Genomic DNA, 13,770 nt, shown 5'->3' with positions numbered 1-13,770 from the left:
GTGAAAAAGTAATGTCGATCATGCGCAGTGATGTTTTAAAAGAAACAGGAAGTAAAGTTGTATATTCAGCCAAAAACAAAAAAGGTTTTTATGGATTATTTTTATCAGACGGCACCCAAAAGGCATTAGAATTGCCTTCTCTTTTTGGTAATGATTGTATTACTCCAGTTTTCTCTCCAAATGGTACAGATATTTTATATTCAGAGCATAATGGCAATAACTTCGAGTTGGTTCAATTTAATTTATTAACAAATAAAATTAAAAGGTTAACATATAGTGATCAAGATAATTATGCCCCTGTTTGGGCTAAAAATGGAAGAAGGATTGCATGGTGCAGAGTTCCTATAAAAGAATATAAGTTTGCCAATTTAGCTGAAATATTTGTATCTGAATGGCCCAGTTTTAAAGAAAGGAAATTAACAAATAATTCTAGAATGGATTCATATCCTGTTTTCTCTCAGTGCGGAAACTATATAATAACAGAAAGCGGTAAAGTGGATGAATTGTTTGGTTTATTTATGGTAGATTGGGCTGCCAGGGAAATACCACTAGTTTATGACCCGCAACATTACGGCAATGGGATTCCAGATGTATATAAGGACTATGTCGTTTATGAAAAATGCAGCAAAAACAATCCAGGCTTTTTTAATATATGCGTTATTAATAAAAATCAACCTGAGCAAATTATAATTGAAACAGAATGGCAAACTCCTTGTAACCCTTCACCCAGGTTTTCGCCACATGGGGATAAAATTGCTTGTCATAGAAAGAATAACGGCGGCACCCAAATAGTAATATTATCTTTTAAGAATAAATTGAAGGAAGAGTTGGTAATAGGTAGCGATCAAAGTCAACTCTATTTACCTAGATGGAATCGAGATGGAAGATGTATAGCGGTCGAGGATAGAAGAAAACAAAGAATTATAATTTTTGATTTACATGGTAATTCAAGAAAGTTAATACGCCGATATCGTGGGCAGAGATTTATGGAAATATATAATTTTGATATTTTTTAATAGAGGGGATGTAATGACAAAGATGGAATGCCCAATCTGCTACTCAAATAACAGTGTACCTTTTTATAAATATGGGGCTCCTAGAAGAATTAAAGTAGAAAATGTTATCTGCGTTAATTGCGGGTTAGTATACCAGAATACAGACAGCACGTATAATGATTTAAAAAATTACTATGAGAACTACATTAAAATGACTCAAAAAAAAATAGCCCATATCCCACATGAATTTGAGGAACATGTTTTAGCTATAGCAAGATTAAGATTAAGTTACCTAAAAGATTATCTAAAAGAGGGGGATAGTGTTCTTGATATTGGTTGTAGTTTTGGTGCTTTAATGAAAGTTCTTAAAGAGGAGAGCGGACTTAAATTAGAACTTGTCGGGGTTAATCCCGAATATGACCTTGCCCAGTATGGGCGTGAGAAATATAAAATAGATATAAGGGTAGGAATGTTTGAGGAACAAAACTTTCCCCCCCAATACTTTGATATGGTTATTATGGATAATGTGCTCGAGCATATTAAAAATCCTCGAGAAGTTATCAGAAATGTATACAACCTGCTTCGCAAAGGTGGTAAGATTTTTATTGCTACTAATGATGTGGCTCAGCTACACGGTTTTCCATGGCAGAACTTCTTTCCAGATCATATGGTTACGTTTTCTTTACAAACACTTCGTATACTGTTGGAATCCCAGGGCTTTAGGATTGTTAACCAGAACAATACAGGTCATGTAACTTTTGAGGGATATCATTATCCCTATCAGTACTGTATTGCCGAGAAAGATACGGTTCCTCTAACTTATGATTTCAGAGAAAAGGGCGATAATTATGAATTAAGAATAAAAAATTTTAATAAGTATGTGAAGGACTATTACAAATCCAATAGGTTTGCCAAAAAGGCATACGAATACAGCCTTAATGAGTACTTTAATTTAGGAGGGAAAAAGTTTAAAATCCCCCAAATATTTAGCATGTTATGTTTAAAAATATCCAATTTTCGACTATATAACCATACTCTTCCTCCGGAGGATTATTATTATAGAAGGCTATTTATAGCTGAATGTAAAACTGATGAAGATATCAAACTAGCATTGAAACTAGGTGAAAAAAGCGGCATGAGTAGAAATACTATCGTATTAAAAAAGTTTCCCCGGGGTATTTTTAAACTTTATTATTACCCTCAGCAATTGTTTCTTACTAAACCACCCAATTTTTTTAAAAGCCGAACATCCTTTTGGAAGTGGCTAATATCAAACAGTCCTAGAATAGATGAAACTATAGCCCTTCGTCTGGATAATGCTGACTTAAAAGATGATTGCCTTTTAAATTCCTATAAAATTCATCAAGAAAAGGGTCGAGAATACTCATTCGTTGATTACCGCCAGTTTACTGAGGCGCGATGGGAAATAATTAGCGGTAACCAATTACAAAATATTAAAGAAACAAATGATTATGAAGACAACCTTGTAGACCTTCCTTTTACTAAGGATTTTCCTGTTATTTGGCCAGGTGACGGGGATTACCAATATTATCTAAAAGAAAAGTTCAAGAATTACTTTAGTGTTCCTAAATGTATATCATTAGATTTGTCGCCTTTCTGTAATATGAAATGTAATAAATGTCAATTTCACTCGGCTCGCAGTCCTTATTCTTCTAAGTTATCGGAAGCAAAGATGATGCCAGTAGAGTTGGTAAAAAAGATTATAGATGAAACAAAGTCATGGAAAGTAAAGCCTACTTTAGCGCCTACCTTTAGTGGAGAACCTTTATTATACCCACAATTGTACGACGTACTGGAATATGCAAAAAAAATGGGTTTTCCTATCGGTATAACCACAAACGGTCTTGCTCTAAATGAAAAAATAAGCCGGTATTTACTGGAATTAGGGATAGACTCTTTAGTGGTAAGTATTGATGCAGTGGACGAGGAAACTTATCGTTTACTACAGCCTCCTGGCAACCTAAAAAAAGTAAGGGATAATCTTCAAAAGCTTATTCAGTTGCGGGGGCATAAAAAAAAGCCTAGTATTGGTGTTCATTTTGTTATGGAAAAACGTAATCATTATCAGTTTGAAGAATTTCTCGAGTTTTGGGGAAATAAAGTGGATTATGTTTCCAGGGCCATTATGCAGGATCAGTTCTCCAATTGCCAGCCGGTACTGCCTGTTTGGTATCCTTTGGGTAAACGACAGGCTTGCTGGGCGGCATGGACTACTCTTTATGTTCGCTGGAATGGTGATATAAGCTTTTGTGGATTTGATATTGGTGGAGATACTTCAGGCCTTAATATTCAAAATTCATCAATTGTTGATATATGGAATTCGGAGGAGTTCTGGCATTGGCGAGATGCTCAGCTTAATAATGATATGAGCATATTATATTGTAAAGGATGTCCCGATTGGGCTGGAATGCGTTCTGTAACAGAAAAAAATGGCGACTGGAAAGTGACTAGAACTGCGATTAGCGAAACCTACACGAGGATCAACTAATAAAACTTAATGGAGAGTTAAATGAGTAAAGCTGTAATTGTTAATAATCTAACAAAGGATTACTTAATTCTTGACACTCCAGGTCAAGTAATTCGCACTTTGCTTGGGGGTAAACGAAAATATTATAGGGCTTTAGACAATATTTCTTTCGAAGTTGAAGAAGGAGAGGCGATTGCCCTTATTGGTGCCAATGGAGCAGGTAAGAGTACCATCTTAAAAATTCTCTCAGGGGTAATGAAAGACTACAAGGGCGAAGTCGATATCAAAGGTAAGGTCAGTGCAATCCTTGAAGTGACAACCAGCTTTTCGCCTTATCTATCAGGACGGGATAATGTTTATAGACATTTATTACTTCAAGGTATTTCCAAAAAACAAATTTCCAGTATAGAAAAGGATATAATAGAATTTTCGGAGCTTAACAATATAATAAACCAGCCGATTTTTACTTACTCAAGGGGAATGATAGCTAAACTGGCTTTTGCGGTTGCGACTGCCCATATTAATGAAATTTTTCTGATCGATGAATTATTGGTGGTTGGAGATGAATATTTTCAAGGAAAATGTTTTCAAAGAATTAAGGAAATATGTTCCTCCGGAAGAACTGCTATTATTGCATCACATAACATTTTTTATATTGAAAGACTATGTAAAAGAGCTATTTGGCTTGATAAAGGGAAAATTAAAGCTATCGGCCCGACACAGGACGTTATTATGGCCTATCTTGGCAAGGACGCTGGAAGTGTTGACAGCACATATCCGCGCCAGGTTGCCTGTATAAAATCAGTCCAAGTAGAATCTGGTAATAATAAATTGTATATAAGTGTAGTTGTTAAAAGGATAAAACCTGATCCCAGCTTAAACTGCCAATTATATATTCACGATTCAAGAAGAGGCTTAATAGCTGGCCTTGTTAATACAGGATGGAGAAACATAAAAATTCCTGAGGGAACAGGGCCTGTACGGATTTCTTCTAGCATTCCGGTACCACAGGGTTTACAGTCAGGCATAGTGTCGGTTGTTGTTTTTCGCGGAGGCATTAATACCTGGGATGGGGTAATAGAAGATGCTTGGGGTTGGGATAACTCAAAACAGGTATACTTCGGAATGAACAAAGAGAAATCAAGCAATCATATACCTTATATTCAAATACCGATAAGGTGGAGTTATGAACATCAAATTAAGTAATGTAACAAGATATTACCGCAAGTCATTGTTTGATGTAGCAATATCCGTTTTCCGTGATGCTCTTTATAAGAAACCTGTTAATATTAAAACAAATAGAATTATTAAAGCTGTAGATAATGTAACATTAGATATTAACCCGGGAGAAAGAGTTGGGATAATAGGAGAAAATGGTGCAGGTAAGACTACACTACTGCAGATGATTGCCGGTTTTCTTAAACCTTCTCATGGAATTGTGGAAGTTGAAGGAAGAGTTAACTGTATAATGTCTTTGGCTACCGGAATACGCGATGACGTTTCTGGGCGCGAAAACATTTACATTAATGGAGAACTCAATGGTAAGAGCCGGCTTCAAGTTAACGAAATTATTAATGAGGTAATTGAATTTGCTGAACTGGGAGAATTTATTGATTACCCTGTCCGTACATATTCCACAGGAATGAAGGCCAGGCTGGCATTTGCTATGAATATTGACATAGACCCGGAGATTTTAATAATTGATGAGGCTCTTTCTGTTGGAGATGCCCGTTTTACTACAAAGGCTTTTGACAAAATGAAAGAGATATGTCAAAAGGGTCATATTGTGATTGTTGTTTCTCATAGCATGCCCTCAATTGTAGCTTTATGCAACAGGTGTATTTGGATGGAAAAAGGCAAAGTAATAATGGATGGTGACCCTAAAACAGTAACAGCAGCATATTTACAGTCCTGCAGGGAAAAGGAAGAAAAATTAATTAGGGAACGGTACAAGGAAAGGACAATGTATTGTCCGGGCGATAAAGTCAGGATTGAAAGTATAAATTTTTATGATAAAAACGGTTTAGTAAAAAATGTTTTTGAAGTAGGAGAATGTATAAATACAAAAATAGAAATAGTTTCTCATACCTTTTTAAATCCAGATATAATATTTTCATTAAGACGTATTGACGGTCTACTTATTTCACAGAATTCCATGCGAGCAGAGAGATTGGAAATAAATTTATCCCCTGGTAAAAATATAATTGATGCCTTATATGAGAATATACTCTTAGGGAAAGGGATTTATGAAGCGGTGATAGAAGTTAAAGATATACAGGATAATGGAATTAAGAGGACGCTTACCTGGGGTAAAGAATTATTTAAAATAAATAATCACAATTATCCATATGAGAATCCAATATATTTCTATCCTGAATCCTGGAGTATTGAAGAGCTGGAGGAGGACCAATGACATCGTTCTTTGGATTTAAGCGTGAAGACTTAATCATGATAATAAACCTTTTTAAGATAAATTTACGCGACCGATATCTTGGTTCAGGACTTGGCCCCTTATGGGCTATCATAAATCCACTCCTAACTCTTGTGATATACTCTTTCTTATTCACTTTTGTTTTTAAAGCTAGGATCCCCGGAGCTAGTTCTGGAATGGCTTATGTTATTTGGTTTTTAAGTGGATTTGTTCCTCTTTTAAGTATTTCTGAAAGTATGAGTTTTACCACAGTTTCAGTGGTTCGCAGTGCAAGTCTGGTAAAAAATATCGTATTTAAAGTTGAATGCATACCTATCGCTGATACATTTGTAGCCATGGTGCCATTTACTGTGGGATTATTGTTTGTAAATGGTTTGCTATTTATAAATGGGATATACCCAAGTTGGCATTTTATTGTCTTAGTTCCACTTATTATAGTGCAAGTAATATTATTAGCAGGAATAGGTCTTATATTAAGTGCCACAGCAGTTTTTATCCGTGATTTGTCACAAATAATACCTACCATTGTTTTACTGATAACCTTTGGGACCCCCATATTCTATTCTATTGATGCACTACCCGATATTGCTCGGAGATTAGAGTATTTTAATCCTTTTTATCATGTTATCCAATCATATCGTAACATCTTAATAAGTCATACTTTACCTGAGTTATCCGGTTTTATATACTTAACATGTGTTTCTCTGCTATGTTTTATTGTAGGTCTAAAGTATTATAGAGCATTGAAAGGATTTTTTACCATTGTAATGTAAACTATTACAAGGGGGAGAGAAGTAATTGCCTGATAATATTAAGGGTAGAGTTTTATTTGTAGGACAGTGTTATTACAATACATGGTATTTATCAAGGGCTTTAAGGAAGCTAGGCTGGAAAGCAGATGTTCTAAACTATGACCCGAATGAGGATTCCCAAATATATTATCATGGGGAGGACTTCAAATTTTCGTATAATGGGTGGAAAGATAAGTTTAAACACCTTAAGTTTTTTATAAACTCAATAAAACAATACGATATTTTTCATTTTAGCAATGCTCACAGCTTAAAGTTTTTATATGATTTTGATGATTATATAAAAGACATCCTCCCTGAAAGATGGGATATCAAGTTGTTAAAAAAACTGGGCAAAAAGATTGTATACAGCAATAATTCCTGCCTTGATGGTGTATCTCAAAGCTCATTTCGTTCTTGGGCGCCTGAACCAGTATGTGATATTTGCCAGTGGCGCAACAATCCTGATGTATGCAGTGATGAACGTAACCTTTCCTGGGGGAAACTGCGTAACAGTCTTGCAGATTATCAAATTACAATTGGTGGTAATAGAAAAGATTACAACGATGATCCTAGAGTACATGAGGTCCCTCAGTTTTATTGCCTCGATCCCGCATTTTGGCATCCAAATCTGCTAGTTCCAACAAACTATAAATTGCCTTTTAGCAATGATACAATTAAAATTTTTCATTGTGTGGGGAATTATGAGATGCGTACAGATAAAAATCAAATAAATATTAAATGTACTCATATATATGTTCCTTTGATTGAACGATTAAAAAAGGAAGGATATAATGTAGAATTAATATTTTTTCATGATGTACCTAACCCAAAACTAAGATATTACCAGGTTCAGGCAGATATTGTGGTGGACATGTTGACTTTTGGTTTTTTTGGAGCTAATGCTAGAGAGGCTATGATGTTGGGTAAACCTGTGATTTGTTATTTGAGACCTGAGTGGTTACGAAGTATGAGGAAAGAGGTACCTGAGTATGTTGACGAAATACCGATTATAAGCGCTACTCCGGATAATGTGTATTATTTATTAAAGGAATTGATAATTAATCCCAAGAAAAGACGGGAAATAGGAGAAAGAAGCCGGGCATTCGCTGTAAAATGGCATTCTGCTGATGCTGCTGCAATACGATGTGAACAAATCTATTTAAGTTTACTGAAAGGGTAGTTTAAACAGTGAATAAAATGAAAGAAATTAATGGTATATTGTTAATTTATCATCATACTCTAGGAACTAATGCCGCAACGATAATGGAACATGTAAATGCATTTGAGAAATACTCTCATTTTAAAATATGGAAAATAAATACTGAATTAGGGTTTCCCAGATATTTATGGCACCTAAAATTTAAGGTAATTCTTTTACATTACTCTCTTTTTGGTACTGGTAATTATAGATTGAACAAAAAATATAGAAAATATCTTCAGAGTTGTATTGACAGCTATAAAATTTGCTTTTTTCAAGATGAATACCATTTTTGTCAACAGAGATTCCAGTTCATCAACCAATATAAAATTAATTGTGTATATACTTTGCTAGATCCAGCTTATTACAAAGAAGTCTATCTTAAATATACCAGTGTCTCGAAACTGGTACATACCTTAACGGGATATGTCAGTGATGAACTGGTTGAAATCTCGAGAAAAATGAGTATTCCTTATGAGAAAAGAAAGATTGATGTTGGTTACCGCGGCCGTGAATTACCGTATTATATGGGCAAAGGTGCCCAGGAGAAATCATATATCGCCCATGAGTTCAAAAAGAGGGCAAGCGAATTGGGTTTAAAGCTTGATATTGAAACTAAAGAAAACAGGCGTTTATATGGATATGATTGGTATAATTTTTTAGCAAATTGCCGCAGCTGCCTAGGTGTTGAGGCAGGAGTATCAATTTATGATATTGAAGATACTGTAAAAAAACAATATGATGAATATATTAGAAAAAATCCTCTTGCTAGCTTCGATGAGGTATATAAGGAAATCTTGATTAAATGGGAAGATAATATACCATATAGAACAATAAGCCCCCGACACTTTGAAGCTGCAGCCTTTAAAATATGTCAAATTCTTTTTGAAGGCAGCTATTCAAATATTTTAAAACCAATGATACATTATATTCCTTTGAAAAAGGACTTCTCGAACTTTGATGAAGTAATCGATACATTTTTTGATAAAGAAAAATGCAAAAAAATTATCGAGAATGCATATAATGATCTAATTAAATCCGAGAAATACACTTATAAAAGTTTTGTTAATGAATTTGATGAGGAATTAAAGAATGAAGGAATTATATCTGATATTTCTAATCAAAATATTAAAATAGTTGATTACTATCTTTATAAAGACTATCAAGTTCGTTTCTTCTTTATCAATGTTAAATATCGAATACTTATAACCCAATTCCCCGGTAGAAAATACCTTATTATAATATTAAAAAAAGTCTTTAAGCTTTTTAAACTAATGAAATAAAGGAGACATTATATGTGCGGCATTGCGGGAATATTTAATATTTCAAGGGAACCAATATACAATCTCAAAAAGGCATTATATATTTATAATGAACTACAAAAACACAGAGGACCGGATGGAGCAGGGGTCTGGGAGCATGAAAGAGGTTATGTCGGCTTTGCACACAGACGTTTAAGCATTATCGACCTGAAAACTGGCGCTCAACCCATGAGAGATAAATATGGCAATTGGGTGACTTATAATGGAGAAATATACAATTATATTGAACTAAGAAAAGAATTGGGAATTGAGCATTTTCAGACCACTTCCGATACGGAAGTAATTTTATATGCATACCGGAAATGGGGAAAAGATTGCGTCAAACATTTTCGTGGTATGTTTGCCTTTGCCTTATGGGATGAACAAAAACAGGAACTTTTTTGTGCTAGGGATCGCTTTGGAATTAAACCGTTTTATTATACCCTTGTTGACGGAGTTTTTTATTTTGCTTCTGAGATTAAAGCGCTTCTACCGTTTGTTAAATATATTGAAACAGACCTGGAGGGTTTTAAAGATTACCTAACATTCCAGTTTTGCCTAGCGGGGAAAACCTTGTTCAAGGGTATTTCTGAGCTGTTACCAGGACATTACTTAAGCGTAAAAAACGGTAAAATCAATACTGAGAGATACTGGCAAGTTTTTTATAACCTCGATTTCTATCACACTGAAAAGTATTTTCAAGAAAAGATTGAGCAGTTGCTTCTTGAGTCAGTGGACATGCATTTGCGCAGCGATGTCCCTATTGGGGCGTATGTGAGTGGTGGGGTAGACTCTGCAGTAGTGGCCTCCATGGCTACCCGGAACAGTGGTCGGGATTTTGAAGGATATAACGGGAAATTTTCCATCAACGAAAGTTATGATGAAAGTCATTATGCAAGGGAATTAGCGAATTGGAGGGGCTTTATCCTTAGGGAATTAGATATTGAAGCTAAAGACTTTGTTGAAAACATACGCAAAGTAATTTACCACCTGGATTATCCTGTGGCCGGACCTGGTTCCTTTCCTCAATACATGGTATCAAAACTTGCAAGCAAGCATAGAAAGGTAGTACTAGGGGGCCAAGGCGGGGACGAAATTTTTGGAGGATATACTCGTTATTTAATTGCTTATTTTGAGCAGTGTATCAAAGCTGCCATTGACGGTACCATGCATTCGGGAAATTTTATTGTAACCTATGAGTCCATTATTCCTAATTTAACTGCCCTTAAAGATTATAAGCCATTATTACAGGAATTTTGGCGGGAAGGTTTATTTGAGGACCTTGATAAAAGATATTTCCGGTTAATCAACCGTGCTCCTCAATTAGGGGAAGAGATAAACTGGGAAGCTCTGGATGGTTATTCTGCTTTTGAGACTTTTAGGAGCATATTTAGGGCAGACAATGTAAATAAGGAATCCTACTTTGACAGTATGACCCACTTTGACTTTAAAACATTATTGCCGGCATTACTACATGTCGAAGATAGAGTAAGTATGGCCCACGGCTTGGAATCAAGGGTCCCTTTTCTTGACCATCCTTTAGTTGAATTGGCAGCAACTATCCCTTCCAATATCAAATTTAAAGACGGTACAATGAAAAATGTGTTAAAGAACGCAATTAAACATTATTTGCCGCCTGTTATACTTAATAGAACGGATAAGATGGGCTTTCCCGTACCTTTACAAGAATGGTTTAGAGGAGAGGTTAAAGATTTTGTTTATGATATTTTTTCCACACAAAAAGCACTAACAAGGGATTTGATAAATAACCGTATAGTTTTGGAAAAAATCGATAAAGAATCAAAATATGGTCGTACTATTTGGGGACTGCTTTCTTTAGAAATTTGGCAGCAAGAGTTTCATGACAAAAGAGGAGTCTACAAAAAAATGGTCAATTGAAAAAGTAACTTCCAGTTTGCAAAAGTAAATTCCACAGGGCTAGATTAGTTGAAAAAATTCGTGTTTGCAGGCTTTTAAGCAGGTTTATTCTTAGGAAATATTAGGAAATATTAAGTAAAATTTTGCTGTTAAACGGATTAACAGCAACAAAAAATAGCGACGTTGAGCCCATTTTGGGTATAATGAACAAGGCGTGAAATATTAGCTAACTTTTTGCAAGAGTAAATTCAAAGTGCGCCAACATTATGATAATCGGACATCGCTCGCTGCGCTCGCTCGTCCAATTATCGGGGCGCGGGCTTCGCGCCCCGTTTTACGAATAGAATAAATTTTAAAGGAAGTCTTTTTTGATGAAATATGATAATGCAATATCCCCTAACAGCATATTATTAATATATAATAATAGAGTCTATAATTTGGCGCCTACACTTATAGAGTACGTCAGGGAATTTGTAAACAACTCCATTTACAAAATATGGCCGGTTAATACAGAATATGGATTCCCCAAAGGTTTAAATAAGATACATTTTCCTGTATTAATTTTGCATTATTCTCTTTTTGCTCATCGCTTTTATACATTAAATACACAGTTTTTAAACTATATTAAACGATTAAATAGCTATAATATTGCTATTTTTCAAGATGAACACTGTTTTTGTAAACAGAGATTTGACTTTATAAAAAAATATAATATTAATTGCATTTATACACTGCTAGAACCGCATTACGCAAACCTTGTTTATTCTAATATTGGTAATATTGATATCAAAACTATCCTTCCCGGATATGTAAGCGAAAATTTAGTATTGCTGGCAAACAAATATTCAAAACCGGATAATCAAAGGACTATAGATATTGGATATCGGGGAAGAGAGCTTCCCTTTTACTGGGGAAAAGGAGGACAGGAAAAAAGCCAAATTGCTGTTAAATTCCTGGAAAGAACCAAAGAGTTAGGACTGATATTTGATATTGAAACTAGGGAGGATAAAAGAATTTATGGATTAGACTGGTATAAGTTTTTGGGAAATTGCAAGGGGTGTTTGGGGGTTGAAGCAGGTGTCTCAATTTTTGACCTGGATGATACAGTTTTCCGAGAGTCCGAGGTATACCTTGCGAAGAATCCAATGGCCACATTTGATGATATATACAAAGATTTGTTGTACAAATGGGAAGACAACATTTACTATCGTACCATTAGCCCTCGCCATTTTGAAGCTGCTGCGTTCCGTGTATGTCAGATACTATATGAAGGAAAATATTCCGGTATTATGAAACCGATGGTACATTATATCCCTTTAAAGAAAGATTTTTCCAATCTAAATGAAGTTATAGCTTTATTTAAAAATGAAAATGTAAGAAAAGACTTAACAGAAAACGCATATCGTGATCTTATAGCATCAGGTAGATACAGTTATAAGGCATTTGTAAAAGATTTTGATGAGGATTTAGTATTAAAGGGCTTTATACCAGTTAACTTGAATACTTATGAAGTGAAAAAGATTCAGCAGCATCTTTCAGAGGGCGAAAAAGTGCGATGGATAAAAAAGAGAATGCTGTCATTTTTGTTTAACCAGTTTCCCGGCAAGAGGTTTATCTTTAAATTTATTAAGCCCTGGTGGGAAAAATATATGAAATTTAAGAAACGCGCATAAAACTATTAAGGAGTGAAGAATTATGAAAGTATTAATTACAGGAGGCGCCGGTTTTATTGGGTCACATCTTGCTGACAGGCTTTTGGCCAGAGGTGATGAGGTGTTAGTAATTGATAATTTCTCCACAGGAAGATATGATAACCTGAATGTCCACAAAAACCTGATGGTAGTCGAGGGCAGTATTGCCGAAGATGAACTGGTCGGTAAAATGTTTGCTGAATTTCTTCCTGAAGTGGTAATACATGCGGCAGCATCTTATAAAGACCCTGAAAACTGGGTAGAAGATATAAGAACCAATGAACTGGGGACAGTTAATGTAGTTAAGGCTGCCCAGAAAGTCGGTATAATGAGGTTAATCTATTTCCAGACCGCTCTTTGCTATGGACTTTATCCCCTTGAGCAACCTATTACCATTAATCATCCTATTCGTCCTGAAGGTAGCAGTTATGCCATCAGCAAGACGACGGGTGAACTATACATTAAACTTAGTGGGCTGGAATATATTACGTTTCGTTTGGCTAACGCATATGGCCCTAGAAACTTAAGCGGTCCTCTACCAACTTTCTTTCATCGTATAACAACGGGTAAACCCTGTTATGTAATGGATACGAGAAGAGATTTCATTTATATCGATGACCTTGTTGATGTAGTAATGAAGGCAGTAGATGGAAGGGGTATTAAAGGTGCCTATCATATATCTTCAGGCACTGACTATTCTATCAAAGAGTTATTTGATGCAACCGTAAAAGCCCTTAATATTAGTCTCGAAAAAGAAGTGGAAGTTCGTCCACGTAATGCAGATGATGTTTATACAATTTTGTTAGATCCTTCTAAAACCAACAATGATTTTGACTGGAAGACTAGTACTCCATTGGAAATAGGAGTTCACAAAGCTATTGAGTGGTACAAAACCCATGGGATTACCCAGACGTATACTCATTTAAAACCTGTTAATCCTAAATAGTTTCCCCTGAAAAAATCGTATAAAAATCGCAAAAATTAGAAGGAACTCGGA

The 13,770-nt window shown here is 35.2% G+C and carries 10 protein-coding genes; all 10 read left to right on the top strand.

Annotated elements, in window-relative coordinates:
- Window positions 1-11 precede the first annotated feature (11 nt).
- Window positions 12-1,016: a hypothetical protein gene (locus tag NUV48_10680; GenBank protein ID MCR4442604.1), complete on the top strand. Its 1,005-nt coding sequence runs from the start codon at window positions 12-14 to the stop codon at window positions 1,014-1,016.
- A 13-nt stretch (window positions 1,017-1,029) separates the two neighbouring features.
- Window positions 1,030-3,504 (top strand): radical SAM protein, encoded by a 2,475-nt coding sequence (locus tag NUV48_10675; GenBank protein ID MCR4442603.1) that lies wholly within the window; start codon window positions 1,030-1,032, stop codon window positions 3,502-3,504.
- 21 nt (window positions 3,505-3,525) lie between these two features.
- Window positions 3,526-4,689, top strand: a complete 1,164-nt coding sequence (locus NUV48_10670; GenBank protein MCR4442602.1) for an ABC transporter ATP-binding protein — start codon at window positions 3,526-3,528, stop codon at window positions 4,687-4,689.
- Window positions 4,670-5,896 carry an ABC transporter ATP-binding protein gene (locus tag NUV48_10665; GenBank protein ID MCR4442601.1) on the top strand — a complete coding sequence of 409 codons (1,227 nt, stop codon included), beginning with the start codon at window positions 4,670-4,672 and terminating at the stop codon, window positions 5,894-5,896. The genes NUV48_10670 and NUV48_10665 overlap by 20 nt, the downstream gene beginning before the upstream one ends.
- A complete protein-coding gene (locus NUV48_10660) occupies window positions 5,893-6,687 on the top strand; it encodes an ABC transporter permease (GenBank protein MCR4442600.1) in 795 nt (264 codons plus the stop codon). The genes NUV48_10665 and NUV48_10660 overlap by 4 nt, the downstream gene beginning before the upstream one ends.
- Before the next feature lie 25 nt (window positions 6,688-6,712).
- Window positions 6,713-7,885, top strand: coding sequence for a hypothetical protein (locus tag NUV48_10655; protein ID MCR4442599.1), 1,173 nt, complete (start codon window positions 6,713-6,715; stop codon window positions 7,883-7,885).
- Between the two features lie 8 nt (window positions 7,886-7,893).
- Window positions 7,894-9,186 (top strand): hypothetical protein, encoded by a 1,293-nt coding sequence (locus NUV48_10650; protein ID MCR4442598.1) that lies wholly within the window; start codon window positions 7,894-7,896, stop codon window positions 9,184-9,186.
- 12 nt (window positions 9,187-9,198) lie between these two features.
- Window positions 9,199-11,103 carry an asparagine synthase (glutamine-hydrolyzing) gene (asnB, locus tag NUV48_10645; GenBank protein ID MCR4442597.1) on the top strand — a complete coding sequence of 635 codons (1,905 nt, stop codon included), beginning with the start codon at window positions 9,199-9,201 and terminating at the stop codon, window positions 11,101-11,103.
- A gap of 350 nt (window positions 11,104-11,453) precedes the next feature.
- Complete coding sequence (locus NUV48_10640; GenBank protein ID MCR4442596.1) at window positions 11,454-12,755, top strand: hypothetical protein; 1,302 nt, start codon at window positions 11,454-11,456, stop codon at window positions 12,753-12,755.
- A gap of 22 nt (window positions 12,756-12,777) precedes the next feature.
- A complete protein-coding gene (locus tag NUV48_10635; GenBank protein ID MCR4442595.1) occupies window positions 12,778-13,719 on the top strand; it encodes an NAD-dependent epimerase/dehydratase family protein in 942 nt (313 codons plus the stop codon).
- The last annotated feature ends 51 nt before the right edge of the window (window positions 13,720-13,770 follow it).

The organism is Peptococcaceae bacterium (assembly GCA_024655825.1).
Taxonomy (GTDB): domain Bacteria; phylum Bacillota; class Peptococcia; order DRI-13; family PHAD01; genus JANLFJ01.
This window is presented reverse-complemented; position numbering and strand designations above follow the sequence as displayed.

Excerpts from the sequence above, each read along its gene's own strand:
- NUV48_10680 (MCR4442604.1), top strand. The coding sequence starts at position 12 with ATGTCGATCATGCGCAGTGATGTTTTAAAAGAAACAGGAAGTAAAGTT.
- NUV48_10675 (MCR4442603.1), top strand. The coding sequence starts at position 1,030 with ATGACAAAGATGGAATGCCCAATCTGCTACTCAAATAACAGTGTACCT.
- NUV48_10670 (MCR4442602.1), top strand. The coding sequence starts at position 3,526 with ATGAGTAAAGCTGTAATTGTTAATAATCTAACAAAGGATTACTTAATT.
- NUV48_10665 (MCR4442601.1), top strand. The coding sequence starts at position 4,670 with ATGAACATCAAATTAAGTAATGTAACAAGATATTACCGCAAGTCATTG.
- NUV48_10660 (MCR4442600.1), top strand. The coding sequence starts at position 5,893 with ATGACATCGTTCTTTGGATTTAAGCGTGAAGACTTAATCATGATAATA.
- asnB (MCR4442597.1), top strand. The coding sequence starts at position 9,199 with ATGTGCGGCATTGCGGGAATATTTAATATTTCAAGGGAACCAATATAC.
- NUV48_10640 (MCR4442596.1), top strand. The coding sequence starts at position 11,454 with ATGAAATATGATAATGCAATATCCCCTAACAGCATATTATTAATATAT.
- NUV48_10635 (MCR4442595.1), top strand. The coding sequence starts at position 12,778 with ATGAAAGTATTAATTACAGGAGGCGCCGGTTTTATTGGGTCACATCTT.